The 18,102-nt window shown below is 56.7% G+C and carries 19 protein-coding genes, 1 tRNA gene and 1 pseudogene; 10 read left to right on the forward strand and 11 right to left on the reverse strand.

Features of this window, described 5'->3' with window-relative positions:
• Positions 1-656 precede the first annotated feature (656 nt).
• A pseudogene (locus tag APR53_00940) lies at positions 657-995 on the forward strand (hypothetical protein).
• A gap of 114 nt (positions 996-1,109) precedes the next feature.
• Entirely contained in the window at positions 1,110-2,030 is a 921-nt protein-coding gene (locus APR53_00945) for a hypothetical protein (protein ID KQC03564.1), read from the forward strand.
• 257 nt (positions 2,031-2,287) lie between these two features.
• Here APR53_00945 and APR53_00950 read toward each other — a convergent pair whose 3' ends face one another.
• Together APR53_00950 and APR53_00955 are read right to left on the reverse strand one after the other, a co-directional pair.
• Positions 2,288-3,373 (reverse strand): hypothetical protein, encoded by a 1,086-nt coding sequence (locus APR53_00950; protein KQC03565.1) that lies wholly within the window; start codon positions 3,371-3,373, stop codon positions 2,288-2,290.
• Positions 3,374-3,463: 90 nt separating this feature from the next.
• Positions 3,464-3,844, reverse strand: coding sequence for a hypothetical protein (locus APR53_00955; GenBank protein ID KQC03566.1), 381 nt, complete (start codon positions 3,842-3,844; stop codon positions 3,464-3,466).
• 84 nt (positions 3,845-3,928) lie between these two features.
• On the opposite strand from APR53_00955, the gene APR53_00960 reads away from it, so the two are divergent.
• Together APR53_00960 and APR53_00965 are read left to right on the forward strand one after the other, a co-directional pair.
• Complete coding sequence (locus tag APR53_00960; GenBank protein KQC03567.1) at positions 3,929-4,219, forward strand: hypothetical protein; 291 nt, start codon at positions 3,929-3,931, stop codon at positions 4,217-4,219.
• Positions 4,219-4,509 (forward strand): hypothetical protein, encoded by a 291-nt coding sequence (locus APR53_00965; GenBank protein KQC03568.1) that lies wholly within the window; start codon positions 4,219-4,221, stop codon positions 4,507-4,509. Before APR53_00960 ends, APR53_00965 begins: the two co-directional genes overlap by 1 nt.
• A gap of 86 nt (positions 4,510-4,595) precedes the next feature.
• Here APR53_00965 and APR53_00970 read toward each other — a convergent pair whose 3' ends face one another.
• Complete coding sequence (locus tag APR53_00970) at positions 4,596-5,042, reverse strand: metal-binding-like protein (GenBank protein KQC03569.1); 447 nt, start codon at positions 5,040-5,042, stop codon at positions 4,596-4,598.
• A gap of 247 nt (positions 5,043-5,289) precedes the next feature.
• Positions 5,290-5,946 carry a hypothetical protein gene (locus APR53_00975; protein KQC03570.1) on the reverse strand — a complete coding sequence of 219 codons (657 nt, stop codon included), beginning with the start codon at positions 5,944-5,946 and terminating at the stop codon, positions 5,290-5,292.
• 189 nt (positions 5,947-6,135) lie between these two features.
• On the opposite strand from APR53_00975, the gene APR53_00980 reads away from it, so the two are divergent.
• A complete protein-coding gene (locus APR53_00980; GenBank protein KQC03571.1) occupies positions 6,136-6,936 on the forward strand; it encodes an SAM-dependent methyltransferase in 801 nt (266 codons plus the stop codon).
• 17 nt (positions 6,937-6,953) lie between these two features.
• Here the strand turns inward: APR53_00980 and APR53_00985 are convergent, their stop codons facing one another.
• From APR53_00985 to APR53_01010, 6 genes are all read right to left on the reverse strand, one after another.
• On the reverse strand, positions 6,954-8,159 hold the full coding sequence (locus APR53_00985) for a hypothetical protein (protein KQC03572.1): 1,206 nt from the start codon (positions 8,157-8,159) through the stop codon (positions 6,954-6,956).
• A gap of 63 nt (positions 8,160-8,222) precedes the next feature.
• A complete protein-coding gene (locus tag APR53_00990) occupies positions 8,223-9,566 on the reverse strand; it encodes a hypothetical protein (GenBank protein ID KQC03573.1) in 1,344 nt (447 codons plus the stop codon).
• Between the two features lie 131 nt (positions 9,567-9,697).
• Positions 9,698-10,756 (reverse strand): hypothetical protein, encoded by a 1,059-nt coding sequence (locus tag APR53_00995; protein KQC03574.1) that lies wholly within the window; start codon positions 10,754-10,756, stop codon positions 9,698-9,700.
• Positions 10,756-11,418, reverse strand: coding sequence for a hypothetical protein (locus tag APR53_01000; GenBank protein ID KQC03575.1), 663 nt, complete (start codon positions 11,416-11,418; stop codon positions 10,756-10,758). The genes APR53_00995 and APR53_01000 overlap by 1 nt, the downstream gene beginning before the upstream one ends.
• Positions 11,415-12,992 (reverse strand): hypothetical protein, encoded by a 1,578-nt coding sequence (locus APR53_01005; protein KQC03576.1) that lies wholly within the window; start codon positions 12,990-12,992, stop codon positions 11,415-11,417. Before APR53_01005 ends, APR53_01000 begins: the two co-directional genes overlap by 4 nt.
• A gap of 4 nt (positions 12,993-12,996) precedes the next feature.
• On the reverse strand, positions 12,997-14,040 hold the full coding sequence (locus APR53_01010) for a hypothetical protein (protein ID KQC03577.1): 1,044 nt from the start codon (positions 14,038-14,040) through the stop codon (positions 12,997-12,999).
• A gap of 133 nt (positions 14,041-14,173) precedes the next feature.
• Between APR53_01010 and APR53_01015 the strand changes: the two genes are divergently transcribed.
• Positions 14,174-14,779, forward strand: coding sequence for a hypothetical protein (locus APR53_01015; GenBank protein ID KQC03578.1), 606 nt, complete (start codon positions 14,174-14,176; stop codon positions 14,777-14,779).
• 104 nt (positions 14,780-14,883) lie between these two features.
• Here APR53_01015 and APR53_01020 read toward each other — a convergent pair whose 3' ends face one another.
• On the reverse strand, positions 14,884-15,615 hold the full coding sequence (locus tag APR53_01020) for a hypothetical protein (protein ID KQC03579.1): 732 nt from the start codon (positions 15,613-15,615) through the stop codon (positions 14,884-14,886).
• 945 nt (positions 15,616-16,560) lie between these two features.
• On the opposite strand from APR53_01020, the gene APR53_01025 reads away from it, so the two are divergent.
• The 4 genes from APR53_01025 (at position 16,561) to APR53_01040 (ending at position 17,972) form a co-directional block, all read left to right on the forward strand.
• Positions 16,561-16,932 carry a hypothetical protein gene (locus APR53_01025; protein ID KQC03580.1) on the forward strand — a complete coding sequence of 124 codons (372 nt, stop codon included), beginning with the start codon at positions 16,561-16,563 and terminating at the stop codon, positions 16,930-16,932.
• Between the two features lie 39 nt (positions 16,933-16,971).
• Positions 16,972-17,181: an XRE family transcriptional regulator gene (locus APR53_01030; protein KQC03581.1), complete on the forward strand. Its 210-nt coding sequence runs from the start codon at positions 16,972-16,974 to the stop codon at positions 17,179-17,181.
• 57 nt (positions 17,182-17,238) lie between these two features.
• Complete coding sequence (locus APR53_01035) at positions 17,239-17,817, forward strand: hypothetical protein (GenBank protein KQC03582.1); 579 nt, start codon at positions 17,239-17,241, stop codon at positions 17,815-17,817.
• 72 nt (positions 17,818-17,889) lie between these two features.
• Positions 17,890-17,972: transfer RNA gene (locus APR53_01040), tRNA-Leu, on the forward strand.
• Positions 17,973-18,102: the final 130 nt, after the last annotated feature.

Consider the following 18,102-nt stretch of genomic DNA (forward strand, 5'->3'; position numbering starts at 1 on the left):
CCACTTCTTTTGATCGTCCCTCCTCACGTGCTATTATATCAATATATTGCGATTGAGGATTATAGAAAATAATTGTAATTCGAGCTCCCTGCTCAAGTTTGGATCTTATCACTGAATATGCGGATTGTTTTAAATATCCTTGCAAATCGCGTTCTAAACTGTGAAGAACCGATCTTCCTAATATATCAATCGTCTGAACTTGTTCATTCATCCAGAATTTATAATAAGGATATTCCCGACGATTTTCCACTACTTGTACAACATTTGGATATTTACATCGTATTTTAAAATTTAAGCTTTCAGAAACAGAAGATTCAATTTTATTTATTAAATCCATATTCTCTCTCTTTTTTTCCTTGCTAATTGCTGGTACAATAAGGGCTTCCCTCACCAGTCCAACGATACCAGCAACAGAAATTGCAACTCCTACGGTTGACAGGGATGGAGTTAAGATAGATTCCCTAAAAATATTTGGTATTATAATTACTCCAAAAATGCCAATTAAGATCAACAAGACAAAAGTAATAATGCGGTATTTTATAGAATTTTTCATATAAAATATGTGCCACATATATATTTATTATGTTATTGCTCTCTAAAACAATAATATAATCAAGTCCACGTTATGGGGATCTGCATCCTCTGCGGGGCACGATATCACGCGAAGCCGTGGGCGACGGGAACCGCCGCCTGCGACCTGCAAATTGCATCGAGGGATCTGAAAGAGCTGTATACTGGGGTACCATAAAGGAGAGAGGGACATCACCCGGGCCAGATGCCCGATGAAAATATGCTGTTTCCGGGAAAGAAACCTCGAAACCTGCGCTGATTGCCCGGACTATGCCACCTGTACCATAATCTCCGGTTTTTACGGTAAAAAGGGCCATAAATACACAAAATACAGGCAATCGATTGAATTCATCCGAAAGAACGGGTATGCGAAATTCTTAGAGAAAGCTCGTAACTGGAAAGGCCCGTACGGCACATTCCACTGAAAGCGGGTTTGTCCCTTCTTTTTGTGTCACAGTCCGTTTCCCGATCCCTGACAACACTTAAGATAAGAAACATCAAGTAACGGCTATCCCATCAGAGGATGGGGGGTGTAGTGAATGAAAGTACTAAAAATGCTGGGTCTCATGCTTATGGTAGCGGCAGTGCTTGTCGCCGGGTGCACCACTCCCGAATCCGCGGAGGCAACCCCCACGCAGACACCGGCAGTGAACACCATCGTGGAGACCGCACAGGATGCCGGGTCGTTTACGACCCTTCTTGCGGCGGTCGATGCCGCCGGCCTGACGGAGACGCTCTCGGGGGAGGGGCCGTTCACCGTATTTGCACCGACGGATGATGCCTTTAAGGCACTTCCCGAGGGAACGGTCGCGGCCCTCCTCGAGGACCCGGAAGGGGAGCTGAAGGACATCCTCCTGTATCATGTCGTATCAGGAGACCTGCTGGCAAAAGATATTGCATCACAGCCGGATGCGATGACGCTCCTTGGCAAACGGATTCGGTTTGACGCAACAGACGGCATTGTGGTCGAGGGTGCAAATGTCATAACAACGGACATAATCTGCAGCAACGGTGTCATACAGGTCATTGACGCAGTAATGCTGCCGAAAGGCAATATCATAGAGACGGCAGTTTCCGACGGGCGGTTTACCACGCTCGTTGCAGCGGTCCAGGCAGCAGGCCTTGCAACAACACTCAGCGACGAAGCGAAGGACTTTACCGTATTCGCACCCACGGACGACGCCTTTGAGGCGCTGCCGGAGGGAACGGTTGATACACTGCTGGAGGAGCCCGAAGGACAGCTCACACAAATCCTCCTCTATCATGTGGCAGACGGGAGGTACATGGCTGCCGATGTCATGGCCATGGACACGATAGAAACCCTGCAGGGCAGCGCACTGACCATTGATGCCTCAGACGGAGTAATGGTGGACGGTGCCATAATCATCATCACCGATGTCGAATGCAGCAACGGCGTCATTCATGCCATCGATGCGGTCATGATCCCGCCGGAAGCCTAAACCACACACTTATTTTTTGTCGTTCTTCACCACAGGAGAAGCAATAACACGGTTTTTTCCTGCAGCGAGGCTCCGAAGGCGGTGCCGTTTTGGTAGGTAAGCGACGGGCACTGTTCCGGCATGACCGAAGCATAACCCTCCCACACCTTCGGGGCGGCATCCGGAGGCACCGCCAATTTACCCGGAGGGGAAATTACCCTTGTGTAATCAGGATAGAATAAAAAGAGGTGTTCCCGGGCCTCAGCCCGGCCTTTCCCCTACTGCTTCTCCGTTCCCTCCCGGCTGCGGGATCTCAGGCCGAACGCAACACCCGCGATGCCGATCATGAGCGCCGCCGGCAGGGCCAGCGACGGGAACTCCGGCACGGGCGACGGTCCGTCCGTCACGGTGATGTAGTCAGTCTTCACCTCGGTGTCGCATCCTGAACCGTCGGTCACCGTCAGGGAGACCGTGTAGGTGCCCGCGGCATTGTAGACAAACGACGGGTTCTGGTCGGTGGAGTCAATGACGCCGTCGTTCTCGAAGTCCCAGGCCCAGCCGGTCGCGAGGGTGGAGGCGTCGGTGAACTGCACCGTCAGCGGGGCGGAGCCGGAGGTCACATCGGCAGTGAAGTCGGCGGAGAGCACATCGTGGCTGTAGATACTGATTTCAGGGATATACTTGCCCGAAAGGCCTGTCGTGGTGGGGTACATTTCGCCTCCCGAATAGTAGTAGTACCAGTACTGCTCATCGGCCGCTTCGTGCCAGTCCCAGTTTCCGAACGCATGGTATCCCCACGGATTTGTCGAGTCATCGGCGAACCAGACCATCCGGATGCCGTCATTGTATCCTTCCGAAACGTAGCCCTTATCGGGGCGCCACCATGCGAGCACAATCGGCCCCTCGCGGGACGAGTACCCGTAGACGTTTTCGTAGGCGAAATATTTGTTCCACCCGTCGATCGATTTGAATTTCGCTTCGTCGCCCTCATCCATGCCGCCGACGAGATCGCAGAGGTCTTTTGCGTTGGTGCCTTTGACCGCGCCCATGTCCTTGGTATCGACATTGGTGTCCTCCGCAGGATTCCAGCGGAGCGCCTGTTCCGTCGCTTCGTCCGGGTCATCAATGAAGACCGGCCCCTGGTGGTAGTAGTGCGTCACCCCGTCGCCGAGGACGGGGAGGTTTGCCTCCATCCAGAGGTAGTCGACAGTAACTTCGTCAAGTACGGTCGTCCCATCCGTGTCGTACTTTATGACGTGCACCGCGGTCGTCGCTGCCGCCGCCGGGATGACAAGCATGCCCGCCACAAGAACGAGGGCCAGCAGGCCCTGCCGAACGCTCCTGTCTGCTTTCGCTCTCCTCATTTTCAGGTCCTCCGGGAATTAGTTAATATAATATAATTTACTTTATAGATAATTAAGTAAATTATATTTGAGGCCTTAATCCTTGCGAATTCACAATGCATGGATAATCACCGCACTATTCTCCAACGGATTATCGCCACCGGGGATCACTGACGGTGCGTGGTGTCTGCCGCGCGCTGACACCCTGCACTCCGGCGTCCGGTGCAGAAAAGAGTATGTGCCCCACAGGAACGCCGGTAAACATGCGGCTTCGACGATCCCGAATGCCGGGTCGGTGCAGGCTCCGTCGAAAACAAAACCGGGGATTTCAACGCCGCTCATATCCCGTGCAATCGAGGTTCCCGGCAGGGTCCGCCCCCCTCCGGCACGGCCGGATCCGGTGCCACGCTGAGAGTGGGCACGGGCCCACGGTCGCCGGTTTTCGGGTAATCGCCTGCATCCGGCTGCACCGCTCCGGCGGGCGGTATCCACCTTTGTTCCTTGCCGGCACGGGTTGCCGGATCCGGCACCATTATCAGTGATATGAATATATATTCATAACTTGAGGTAAAACAGATGCCAGGATTTGATCAGACCGGCCCGCTTGGATACGGGCCCAGAACCGGCAGGGGCATGGGCCCCTGCGGCAGCGGTATGGCGTTCGGAAGAGGATTCGCGCGGGGATTCGGCCGGGGTTTCGGCAGGGCCCGGGGCTTCGGCATGGGTTTCGGCCCGGCGTATTACGCAAACTATCCCGAACCCGCGCCATTGAGCCCGGAAGCAGAAAAACAGCTTCTCGAAGCGGAACTCAGACGCATTGAAGCAGAAAAAGCTGACATTGAACGACGTCTCAGTACTCTTGAGTAATGCCGGGACGACGGCGCTGCAGGAGAGTTGGGTTCCAGCCCGCCTTCACCTCCTTTGGGCCTCCGGCTGCAGGAGTGACGGCGCCTGAAGAGATGATCCTTTCTCTCGATGAATTTGAAGCCGTGCGGCTCAAAGATCTCGAAGGTTTCGACCAGAGCACGTGTGCCAAAATGATGGATATTTCACAGCCAACGTTTCACCGGCTGGTGATATCTGCGCGGAAAAAAATCGCCGATGCACTGACGCACGGCAAAACCATAAAAATAGAGGGCGGCCATTACCGGTTCTGAGCCTGAAAAAGCAGTGGTTTTCCGGAGGCTCCGCATGCCCGCTCTCAGGCAACGATGCAGCCACAGGCATCCTGCCGGACGGGGATTCAGTCGTACGCAAGCCGGGTTTTCTCGTCCGTGAGTGTCGGCGCAATGAGCTCTTTCCACGTATCCGAGTCCCATGAACCGAGCTCCCGGTGGGTTGTGTAATAATTCTCAGGAATCGGGTGCGTGCCGGCAACGACGTCCATCCCGTATTTTTCCCTGATAAACCGGGTAAAATAGGGGATCCGGGGGCAGGGAGGATAGCCGACAACCATGCCGGTGGCAAGATGGATAACCTCCGCACCGTTCTTTTTCATTTCCTCCGGGACGTACTCGATGTTCCCGCCGGGGCACCCGTTGCAGGATGCAAATCCGACAAGCTCCACGTCTTTTCCTGCATACCGCTCAAAGGCCCCTTCGCGGTTGCGCAGTGCCCGCAGGCACTTGCCCCCGCCACAGGTCCGGTACCTGTCGCATATGATGATTCCCAGTCTGACTGTGTCTCCCATGGTGAGATCTCCTGATCTACTATGTCCTGATGTGACCTAAATGGTTCTCAGGAAAATACCGATCGAAGAAGACATACAGAAATCCCAATGAAGCCCCCGCTTCCCGGAAAAAACGATTGAATTTGATGCGGAAATACCATGAGAGGAGCCTCCTGACCACCGGGAACGCCGCGGATTGGATATACCCGGAGATGCCGCACTGCGATATCAGATCATTCGGCCCGAAAAGAGGTCTCCGTTTTTCCGGTCAGACAACCTCAATCGTCACGGAAAAGTTCATCGCAGGTTCCCCGGCTGACTCCCACAGGCGGCGATATTCCCCAGTAATTTCGTAGGTGCCCGGTGTCTCGCCGTGCAGGATCCAGGTCCGCATGCCTCCGGCGCCGACGAGCCCCTCCGCGGGAGGTTCAAAGCTCTCGCTGTCCTGCACGATCCCTTCCGGAACGGAAAGGACCCATGAAAAGCCGGTGGTCGGGTTCTCGTCGAGCATGATCGCAAAACCGCGTCCCGTTTCGATATCGAAAGTCCCGCCGCTCTCTTTCGCGCCCAGCGTAATCATGCCCCCGGTGCCAATCTGCAGAGAAACCGGCGGAACCTGGATGGCGGGATGGGCCTCACGGTAGACCTCCCATTCATCGCGCTCGGTCCCGTCCGGAAGGATGCAGACGCCGTACTGGTTGCCCGCGGCGTCAGTCCTGATCTCATACCCGTATCCCATCTCCGTGCAGTACACCGCCGCCGGATTTGCAAGGCCGGCTGACGGCCCCCCGGGCGGTTCCATCTCCTCCGGTGGAGCGAGAAGAACCGTCGCGGCAGCGATTGCAACGACCAGGGCTGCGGCAATGATGAATGCACTCCTTCTGTCCATGCTGATCACAGCAACGGATATGCCCCGGACACCCATAAACCATTGGTTGACTGCGAAAAAATTTGGACTTATTCTATGGATGAATCGCAGTTTTCAGGACATATGTCCCGGATAGGGATGTTGGACCCTCGGGCGGACTGCCGATAGCAAACTATTTCCTTCCATCACCACGCTAAAAACCCATCTGAGAATGCTGATATCGCCGAATCTCCAAAATATCAGGCTATGGAAGGCTGGAATCCTTCGGATTACCATTCACACTCATCAGCGCAGGAAGCCTGGGCGCAGGAACTGTTTCCGAAACTGGAGCTCAACGGCGGCGAACGCCTGCTGGATCTCGGGTGCGGCGACGGCAAGGTAACCGCGGCACTCTCCCGCCGGATTCCGGACGGAGTTGTTATCGGCCTGGATCGCTCTCCGGGCATGATCTCTTTTGCACGGAGCGCCTACCCGGAGCAGCAGTACAGGAACCTTTCTTTTATGCAGGGGGATTTTACCGATCTCGGATTTGCAAATGCATTCGATGTTGTGTTTTCCAACGCGGCCCTCCACTGGGCATCCGACCACCGCCCGGTACTGGAAGGGATCACCCGCGCTCTCGCACCCGGGGGCCGGTGCCTGCTCCAGATGGGCGGCCGGGGAAATGCCGCCGACATTCTTGCCGTTGTTGACGAAATCACGAACCAAAAACCCTGGAAGCAGTACTTCACGGGATTTTCCTTCCCGTACGGCTTCTACGGGCCCGAAGAGTACCGGGAATGGCTCGCCGGGGCAGGGCTTGTTGGAGTGGAGTGCAGACTCTTTGAGAAGGATATGATCCAGCCGGATACCGGGGGGCTTGCCGGGTGGATTCGCACCACATGGCACCCGTATACAACACGAGTTCCGGAGGAAAAACGCGAGGAATTCATCGCGGCGATTGTCAGCTGCTATCTCGACCGGTTCCCGCCTGGCAGCCACAACAGGATCCATGTCCGGATGATGCGCCTCGAAGTGGCGGCGGAAAAACCGGATGTCTGGGCCTGAAAGGGAAGATTCTCCTTTCACCCGACTTTTCGGCCGCATTTCGGGCAGAAGGCGGCCCCGGGCCGGAGAGGCTGACCGCACTCCCTGCAGGTTGTTTGCGCGGGTAGCTGCTCGAGAGGTGCACCGCATGATCGGCAGAACTTTGCACCGGGTGCGGCTGGCGAACCGCACGCCGGGCAAAACGAGCCGGACGGCTCCTTTTCCTGCCGGAGTGGCTGCGGTGCCGGGGAGCCGGGGAGGTCGTGGATGCCCAGTGTTTCCGCGATCGATTGCGGGGAGGAGGCGAGCCGGCGGACGATATCGAGGATCGCCTCCGGTGCCATTGCCCTGAGAGAGAGCGTACCGGCATCGTCCCGGCAGGAGATCATGGACAGGATGCCGCCGTCAAATCCGATGCTGTCGAATTCCACCGTCGACACCCGGGCGTTCGGGCCGATAACCCGGATTGTGCATAAGAGTGAGAACTCGGGTGAGAGGAGCCTGTTTGCAAGGGAGAGGAGGTTCTGCCGGAGAATATATCCCTGTCCTGACCGGGTGAGATATCCTGCCGAGACCAGCCGGGAAAAGGCCTTTCCGATCTCATCCCCCGGTACTGAGGCCGCGTCGGTGAGAGTGGAAACCATGGACAGCAGCAGCCAGGAGGAGGGTGAGGCCATATAGTTTTCGAGGATCGGTTCGAGTTCCGGGGGGTAGTAGACAACCGGTGGGACGGGGGAAGCGGTCGACTGTGCAGCCGCCGCCTGTGCTGATAGGCGTTGCTGGTCCATGAGCGCCGCAAGGATACGTGCATCCTTCGGGGCTATGTCTGCAGAAAATGGCGACGATACCCCGGTTTTTTCCGGCATTTTTGCGACCAGATCTTTCACGATCAGATCCGGTGAAGCGGAGGGACAGATGGTTGTGGTACTGTCGATCGTCGTGACGAGGACCGGAACGGCCCCTGCAGGCGAAAAATACATCGCATGCTGGATTTCGTTACCGGTGGCGAGAAGTGTGAGATCGACACTGGCGTTGGCCTGACCGAGTACCGAAAGAATACTATTCAGCCCGGGTGTCGGCTGACCCCCGGCGTCGAGCACCCCCATAGCCTGATACTCCTGCAGTGCTGCCGGCGCGATTGGCATCGCTCCCGATTCCAGCGGAGACAGGGCGGTGCGCACCCCCTTCCAGCGCCGGCCAATCGCCCTGAATGTTTCCGTCTCGAGTGTTATTGGCTCATTCATAGCTCATTCTCTCCTTTGTTCCCATAATGCTTCATCAGTAGGCACATCCGGTAAAAAACGAGATTATTTCTGCTGATGGAACTGCTGCCTCGTCTGCTGGTAGCTGATCTCCGAATCCAGTTTCTGGATTTCGGCCTGCATCTGCCTGATACGGGCATTCTCATCGGCGAGTGCCTGCTGTTCCTGCTTGAGGATCTGCGCAGCCTTATCCGCATCGCCGCCCGCCGCTGCCCCCACGGAGGCGTTGATGAGATTCTTCTTCTGGTTCTTCACCCGTTTATCGTGCAGTTTCTGCAGTTCGTCAAGTTCATGCTGTTTCTGCGTCCGCTGCTGCTGCAGTTTGTTCAGTTCGGAATCCGCGACCCAGGCATCCTTTTCCTTGTCGTAATGTAATCCCTCCCGTTTCTTATCGACGAATTTCTGGAAATCGTCCTCGTTCTTCTGCCGCCATTGATCCATCGGCCCTCCCTGCGGCTGCACGGCCTGGACGAATGTCGGGAAGTTCACGAATATGCCCGACGTCGCTGAAACCACAGCGGCCAGCATCTGCGCATACCCTGCGGTCCGCAGGCAGTCCTGCGCATTCAGGGGGTCCTTTTCGCAGTCATCGGCCATCACCGCAGTAACGCAGAGGCAGCAGACCAGAATCATGAGCATGGGGAGTCTGCCGTTCATGCCCGGTCTCGTAAATCCGCCGGAGGCGAGCACCGGTTCCCGGACGATTGCATACGAAAGAAGCGTCCCGAGGATGATATTCCAGTGGAGCAGGGCATAGTTGGAGAAGCCGAGGACATTGAAAAGGAGAAACGCGGTGAGAAACGGTGTTGCGATGGCAAACCCGATAAGCAACGGCCGTGAGAACTTCTGCCGGACAGGCTGAATGGAGACCAGCACATCGTCAATCCGGCTGCGATACAGGGCGAGCATGACCGGGATGCCGATGAGAAGGATCGGCGTGACAAAGTCAAAACCTTCGGTGCTGGCACGGATGCTGCCATAAATGAACCAGAGAACGGCAACGACAATCCCGCCCAGAATGGAGAGAAGATCGAACCACTTCTGCGGGCGCTGCGACAGGGGTTGCGTGCGGGAGATCTCCCGGAATGTTTTCATATCCATAAACGTACCGCCGCCTTCCGGCACCGGTTGGCTCCGTGGTGCTTCGGGTCGCGGTTTCTGTGCCGGCGCCGCACGTTTCGGCGGTGTTCCCGGCACCCATGCCGAGCCGTCCCAGAAGATCCACCCTCCGGAATCAGGATCCGGCTGCCACCAGGTACCGGACGGGTCCTGCACCCGCAGTTCGTTTACCTGCGTGCGATAGCGGTCTTCCGGGATCTGCCCCTGGCTCCTCTGGGTTGTGAGCCGGGCAAACCGCTGCTGGGCTTCATCAAAATCCATGTGCATCATCCCCGTCCCCCGGTGGGTGACGTTCCCTCTTCGTTCCAATTAATTCTCCCTGTTGAAAAAGATATATACTTGATTCTGACAGCTATTCAACCCGGATACCGAAAAACGTCCGGAAAATTTGGATTTTGCCATCAGGGCAATGGTGCACCTTCAGCCGGGAAAAAGGAAGGAATATCAGTGATTATCGTAAGTCCCCTGTCGGTTCCGAACCAGTAGACGCCGTCCTCATCCTGAATCATCTCTTTCACTTCATTCCCGGCAAGTCCGTCGGCCTCCGTGAGAATGGTCCGGATACCGTTTTCCAGAACGGCTATACCGTCATACTCCGATCCCACCCATATCCGGCCGTCCCGATCCTTATAAACGGACCGTGTCGACCCGCCGGCGAGCCCGTTTTCCTCTGTGAGGGCGCTCCATGCACCATCCTTATACAGCGCGGCGCCTCCCCGGCTTGCGAATCCTGTCGCCACCCAGACCGTACCGTCCCGATCCTCTGCGATTTTGTTGACCGAGGTATGAGGAAGACCGTCAGAAAGCGAGTACGCATGCCATTTCTTCCCTTCAAAACGGAAGAGACCGCCCTCCGTTGGCGAAGAACATCCCACCCAGACAGCACCGCTCGTGTCCTGAAAGAGGACGTCAGCGGACACGAACGAAATCTCTTCGGGGAGGACTACCTCCTCCCATCCATACCCGTTCCAGATAAAGATCCCCTGATCGGTACCCACCCACAGGGTATTCCTGCCGACTTCGAGCAGACTCAGGCCGCGTCTGAACGGGGTGCCGTTCTGTTCGGAGAAGGCATCCCATGAGCCTTCAAAATACCGGGCAAGCCCTCCGTCATGGGCAATCCAGATCGCACCTGTACTAGCCCTGAAGAGATCCCGTACATAGCCGAATACAGGAGCGCCGGGAGGCAGGGGAAGACGCCCGTATGTGGTGCGGTCAACCAGAATCACGCCGTCCTTCCCTCCGGTCCAGACCACATCCCCGTCGATGAGAAGGGTGGTGACCTCGCCCGGGGGACGGACGATAACGCACCCATCGGGAAGTGTCTGCTCCTTGTAAAGATCCAGACCAAATAAGACAACAACTATCAGCACCGCCACAATAACGAATCCGAGAACTATCTGGGCGGCAGCAATAAAACGGCGTGCAGGCTGCTCCGGGCCCCGTCTGTCGTCGGCCATCACACCCTCCCGGTCCCCCCGTCCTGCCCGGACAGCTTCCCCCTGTTCATTGAAAGAACCATTCCGGGGATCTGTTCCGCCTCCGCCATGTCGTGAGTAATGTATACAAGGTGTGCACCGTTCTTTTCAGCACACCCGACCATCAGACCGAACATCTCTTCCTTCAACTCCTCGTTCAGGTTCTGGAGCGGTTCGTCGAGGAGGAGGAGACGTGCCTCATGAGCGAGAGCCCGGACAATCGAAACCCGCCGGGCTTCCCCCCCCGATAGTTCACGCGGGTACCGGTTCGCAAGGTCCGCAAGCCCCGCCCGCTCCATCAGATCCTCCATCCGTTTCCGGGCTGTTTCTGCCGGGACATCTCCCATTCCAAAGAGAATATTTTGAGACACTGACATATGCGGCCAGAGGGCAGGCGATTGGAATGCACAGCTGATACCCCTCTGCGCGGGGTGGAGAGCCCAGCCCGGTTTGCTGACCAGTGTTCCGTCAAAGGACAGCGAACCCGCATCCGGCACCTCGAGACCGGCAATCAGCCGGAGGAGCGTGGTTTTCCCGCTTCCCGACGGCCCGATAATAATGAGGTTTCCGTCCGCGGAGAACGATATGTCATCAACCGCTCTCGTTCGCCCGAAGGACTTTGAGAGGTGCCGGCATTCAATCACTCTGGCCCGCCCCCCCCAGAGTCTGTGTCGCGGCACCCCAGCTTTCTGATGCCTGCAGCCATAACCGCTCCCGCAGCAGCCATCATTCCCATCATCACAAGGCCGAGACCGGAGACAGCGGCAGACGATCCGTAGTGGAGGTAATTATAGAGCCGGATCGTCACGGTCTCCATCCCGGGCGGGATGACAAGGAGCGTTGCTCCCAGTTCTCCCGCGGAAAGAGCAAAGACCACTCCCCCGGCCGCTATCAGCCCGGGAGCGATCAGGGGTATCCGGACACGGAGCCAGCCCGCGAGCGGACTTTTCTGGAAAACCCGTACTGCATCGATGAGCAGCGGGTCGGTATGCCGAAGCTGGGCATGCAGGACAAGTGCTGCAAACGGTGCGAAGCGTGCAACAGACGCGAGAACGGGCATCGCCGCCGTGCCGTACAGAAAAGAGAGAGGTGAGGTGTTCCAGAGTGCGATCAATCCGATCCCGATCAACGGTGCGGGGATGGCCAGAGGGGCAAGGCACAAAATCCACAGCCACCCGCCCTCCCGGCCGCCGTCCATTCGTGAGGCGACGCCGTAGGCGAGCGGCAGGGCGCAAAGGGCCGCGATAATCGCCGTGGAGAAGGTTGCTCCGATATCCGCCCCCGCATCGGTGATCGCCCCTGCCGCAGTGGCGGGAGAGCCCGCAGCCAGTATGAGAGAGAAGACCAGAACAGCGAGGTGGAGGAGCACGATCGCACACGCGAAGGCCTGCAGGCAGACAAACCATCGCGGGTATACCGGAGGAAGGGGGGCTTGCTGGCAGAAACCGGTTCCCCCGAGAAGGTCCCGGATCAGCCCTCTTATCAGGATGAGCACGAGGAGCGTGATCCCCAGCAGGGGTGCTGCAAGGAACAGTGCCCGTGCGGGGTCGTTTGTTGCGCTGAATTCGGCAAATATCTCGAGTGAATAGACATTCAGGGAAAACAGGGATGGGACGCTGTAATCGGTAAGGCTCAAAACAAAGACAAGGGCAGCAACTGCGCCAAGCGCGGGAGCTGCAAGGGGAAGGACAATCCGATCAAAAACCGTCATGTCAGGATAGACGAGACGGGCGGCTTCCAGTGCGGAAGGCGGCACAGCCGCCATTCCAAGAAGGGAAAGACCCACGCACAGCGGTAGAAATGCTCCCACCTGCACCCATGCGGACAGAATTATGTCCGCCGGCAGCCATAGGGGAACCCGGCCAAAAACCCCGCTCACTCCCATCCATGCCTGAGCATAGAGATAGGCGGGAACGGGTGCGGCAATGAGAAGGAGCCACCGTGCCCGCGATCCCGGGCCGGTCCGCATCTCCCAGAGCCGGCTGGCGGCGAGAAATCCGATAAAAGTGCCCATGCAGGCAACCACGCCCGAGAGCAGAAGAGTCTGGCAGAAGAGCGGAAGCCGGCGGCCGGAGGGAAGGAGGAGGAGAGAGGCATCATTCACGAGGGAGGCGTCCCCCACTGCAGCTGCGAGGAGTGCCGCGACGGGTCCGAACACCGCACCGGCAAAAAGGAGAGAGAGGAGCAGTGACCCTGATATGCATGCCGGCCATTTCATGGAGTTACCTGATAAATATCCCGGTCAGATCCTGTTTCGCCTGCTGCAGTTCGGCGTGAACGGCAGTGGCGCTGGTATTCATTCCCCTGACACCCTCCATCCCGATACAGGAGAGGCTTTCTCCCCCGTCACGCACCGATACCTGAATCCAGCCGATAGCCAGGAATTTTTGCTCTGTTTCTTCCGACAGCAGGTAATCCACGAGCCGCTTCCCTTCGTCCGGATGCGGGGCTCCGGAAATGAGCGCGACAGTGTTCGGAATCACGAGTGTACCGATGCCCCCTTCCTCCTGGTCGGGAAGGATAAGGGCCACGGGTGCGCCGTCCTCGTATGCCCGGCAGGCATCGTCCGTATCGGTAAGCCCGACCTTCAGCTGGCCGTTTGCCACCAGATCGCGGACGACCGAGTTCCCGTCAACGACCCGGACACCCCGATCATGCAGGGCTTCAAAGAAAGCCCGGCCCTCCTCCTCGCCCAGCACGGCATAAAGGGCGGCGGCGTGAGTAGCCGATGTGCCGAACATGGGGTATGCGATCCCCACATCGCTGGCGGCGTACCTATCAGACACAAGGTCGAAGACAGAGGATGGGTACTCCCCGGGCAGAACCCGATCCGTATTGACGAGCAGTACGCGGGCCCGGCCTCCCACTCCCGTCCAGCAGCCCTCGGGATCCCTGTACTGCTCCGGGATTCGGGCGGCATTCGGGGAATCGTAGGACGCAAGGACGCCCTCTTCCTTAAGAAGGATTGTCTGCATGAATTCGCCGTTCCAGAACACATCCGCGAGCGGATTTCCTTTCTCTGCAATAAGACGGTTTACGAGTCCCGTGGTCTTTGCCGCCTCGACATCGTAGACCGCACGGACCTGAATGCCGGTTTCTTCCTCAAACGCATCAAGAACGGGTTCGGCGTACACCTGATCCACCGATGTGTACACCACGACACTACGCTCTTCCTGATCCACGCATCCGGCCAGCAGCGCAAGGATGACGAACGCCACACCACAGGCAATGATGAACCTGCCTGCCGGTTCGTTGTATGATGCCATAGTACGTATCGGTATATCTGAAACCGGGGCTCTTATGTTTACCGAAAATTCCTCCGCGGGGTGCGGGAATCATGAACGGTCGTGCTCCGGAAAATCCTGAAAATCTTGCGGATTTTTACGAGGGATTCCCACAATGGGAATGAAAACATTAATTACGCCACTCCCGAAAAAACCTGTTCATAAAAAAAAGGTGGTGAGTGTCGTTCCCGTCTGTCCTGCATGTGGTATGCCAACCCAAGAAGGGGATCATTTTTGTGAAAACTGCGGAGCGGAACTCACACGGGTGCCTCAGGCTCCGCCGCCACCGCCCCCCCCTCCGCCGCCGGCTCCGGGCCCCGCACAGCCGTCGTATGCCCCGGCACAGAAGGAGAAAAATCCGCTCCTCGCACTGGTGGCGTCGTTCCTTCTGGTCGGGAGCGGCCAGGTCTATAACGGACAGCACGTAAAGGGCCTTATCCTGTTTTTCATCGGCCTCTTCGGATCCTTCCTCGTCGTGCCCAGCATCCTCGTCTGGCTATATGCATGGTACGATGCGTACCGGACGGCAAAGCGGATGAATGCAGGCGAAATCCCCTTCCGCGACTATACGAACGGCGGGATTATCATCTATATCGTCGGCATCATCGTCATGATCGCCGTATATAATATCCTGATTGTGATGATTGCCGAATTCTTCTACGAGATGGAGAATTCATACTACGGCGACGACGTATGCTTCGGATTCGACTGTGATTACTGACGCTGGTACCGCACCCGGAAGGGGAGCGGGTATCACGGGGTCCTGATTTTGTCAGCGGAACAATAAATAGGTCTTCAGGCACCGCCGGTCCCAGCAAAAAGGGATCAGCTATCCCGCCGGCACCGGAGAAGAGCCGAAACACCCCAGATCCCTGCCGCCATCGCCAGAGCTACCCCCGCCGAGGGTAATTCCGGCACTGGAACGGACGGCTTTTTTACATGGATTGTTACCAGGGCACAGGATTCTAATAGCATCTCACCCCCACTGTCGGGATACATGCTGAGGCAGTAACTGAAATGAGTCATGCCTGTCCATCCGGGAGGGGGAGTGTAGAGAAAAGATCCATCGCCGTGGGGTTCGAGATCACCTTTCATGAATTGGATGCTGACCGGATCATATGTCAGCATGTAATATGGCCCTTTATCGTTTCCAACGATACCCGGGGCGGGGACAACAAGCAGTTGATCCTGCAGGGTAACGTACTCATCGTTTACCGCTATCGGCCTTCCCAGTTCAGGCGGGGGGAGAATCACACCATCCTCCCACGGACCCATAAGCGGGTATGCATCGCACCCAAACGGTGTATCGCCGATGCCGTTGCTGTCGGTATCCAGACCGGTGTAGAGATCCCAGTAGTTCCCGACGTGTCCGGTATACTTCACCCCACCATAATAGTAGTCAATCGGATCGGGAGAGCTGCATTCCGGTCCCCCCCATGGGTCGTACTTGTTCTGGACAAAGTTATTGCAATAAAATGCACCGGAATCGAAACCATTAACAAAATTTTGCGAAAACGTGCATTCCGTGACGATAGTCCCCGTTGAGCCATCGGTCACTAATCCCCTCATTCTATGACCCCAAAAAACACACCGGCGGACCTCATTTGCCCGGGAGCTATAGAGCACCATTCCAGATGTGCTATCATACGGGCAGCCAGAGAAACCGCACTGAAAAAAGACATTTTCATCCGAATTTGCCACCCAACAGCAGAGAGCTGAACTTTCACCGTATGTTTCGCAATCTTCGAACAGGTTTCTGCTGGAGTGATCAAGATTGAAACCCTCGATAAACGGCTCGCTCACGCCGCAGTTCCGAAAAATATTGTCATTCGAAAATTCGAGTTTAATGCATCTACCTCCAAAGGAGACTGAGCAAGATTCAATCGTGCAGAAATTTGCGTGATTCAACCAGATTCCTGTACCACCACCAGAATGAATCGTGAACCCACTGACATTCACCCGATCCGTAGTAATGGTAATCGAGTTGACTCTCGCACTGCCAACAAGGCTGATTGGTGTGGATATTTCAACATCTTCCGGGTAATTCCAGCCCTTCACCTGCACCTCATCGCCAGCCTTGGCGGCGTCCACCGCCGCCTGGATACTCGTATACGCCTCCCCGGGTCCGACCACAAGCGTCGCCGCCGCTACGGGCACGGCCAGTATCAGCAAACATAGTACGCAACAGAAGAGCGATCGCTGTATCCTGCGACAATAATGTGACATCCTTTTCCCCTCCTTGCCCGGAAACAGGAATTCACAAAAATACTACCGGTTGCTCACCCCTAGCTCCGGTGTCGATTAATATTCACTAAATTATATATAAATAACCACGCGCATGGAATGTCAGGTTCAGATGTCCGCAACCACAAAGGAACTGGACGGGCTTCTAGCGTTAGAATTAAATAACATAAGGTTATACAATTCTAACAAGGTGTGAGAAATACCTCACTCGTGATACCCATGGCTCAGACACACAACCGGTTTAAAACGAGGAGGTGGATGGGGGTTGTCTTTTTCTCGGGGGCCATTCTTCTCGCGGGCGGCCTCGTCCAGCTCTTGCTCGGGACATCGGACGGTCCGGTCTCGATGATGATATCCGCGGGATTCGTGATGGTACTGCTTGCCGCCTTCCGCCTGCTCCAGCCCGAAACCCACTACCTGCAGGATGAACGGACGAAAAAAATCGGCGCATACGGGCTGTCATACTCGTGGTTCCTGACGTTCCTTGTGCTCTTCGCCATCTTCTGGATCAATTACCTCCACATTTTCGCACTGGATGTGGAGACGGTGACCGTCGGGCTGATCCTGCTGATGGGGATTTCCGCAAAGCTCTTCCAGTGGCACCTCTTCAGAAAGGGGGATGTGGCGTGAGCGGAACCGGCTGCGGACCATCGCGGGCGAGGCTTTTTTATGCAGACCCGGATTAAAGAGTTCCGTGCGAAAAGGGATTTGACGCAGGCGGATCTCGCAGAAGCCGTCGGGGTCCGGCGGGAGACGATCGTCTTTCTCGAAAAGGGGAAGTACAATCCCTCCCTCCGGCTGGCCCACGACGTCGCCCGAACGCTCGGGACGACGATAGAAGAGCTTTTTTCGTTCGATGACGAGGACGACGGCGCATAGGCCGCCGGTTCCCGGTTTACCCGAACGTTTATCGTGGGGCGACACCACTCCGGATATATGGCATGCGCCATTCCTTCCGAAAATATGCTTGCCATTGCCCTCATCTGTGCTGAAGGGGACATCACCCGGCCGATGGGCGAGATCGTCGCGGAGATCGAGGCCTGGCAGGAACGCACCGGCCGGTGGCTCGGGGAGAGTGAATGGGACTTCGGTTCGGGCTTCGCCCAGCTCGGCAGGGACGCGGGCGGGCGTCGCCGGTGGACGTGGACGGGAAGCTTCTACACCCGCGATTCCGATCCCCGCGAGGTCTTCGGGGATCTTCTGCTAGCCGATTTTATCTACCCGTGCCTGAAATACGACGAATTTTACTGCAACGACGAGAGCGAGTGGTGGTGCCGCAGACGGATGGGCACTGTTTCGGTGCAAAACAGGCTGATGCGGCGTTTCTTCGCGGACGAGGCCAACCGCGTCCCCGATCAGGTCCTTTCGTTTCTGGAGGGGAACGGCTGGGGCACGGATTTCTTCACCCTCGAGGATACGAAGAGAAAAAGAGAGGGGCGGGCGGCCCCCGGGCCGACGTCGACGGGCAGGGAGGCCGTTGAGGACTGGAACCACCGGTTCCGGCCGTACCGATGACTGCGGATGACCCCGCTTCCGGGGCCCGAGCGATCAGCATAATTATACCGGAGCATCATACATTGTGAACAGGCGAGGGTAGCCAAGAGGCCAACGGCGGTGGACTCAAGATCCATTCTCGTAGGAGTTCGCGGGTTCGAATCCCTCCCCTCGCATTCTGATTTTGGGTTATTATCCTGTAATTATTGAACCTCTGAAAACAAGGTTCGAAATTATACCCATCGAATACAACCTGAGAAGATGGAGAACGGGGGCGACGACCAGGTGATGAACCGGATGCTCACG

It is taken from the genome of Methanoculleus sp. SDB, from assembly GCA_001412355.1.
Classification (GTDB): Archaea; Halobacteriota; Methanomicrobia; order Methanomicrobiales; family Methanomicrobiaceae; genus LKUD01.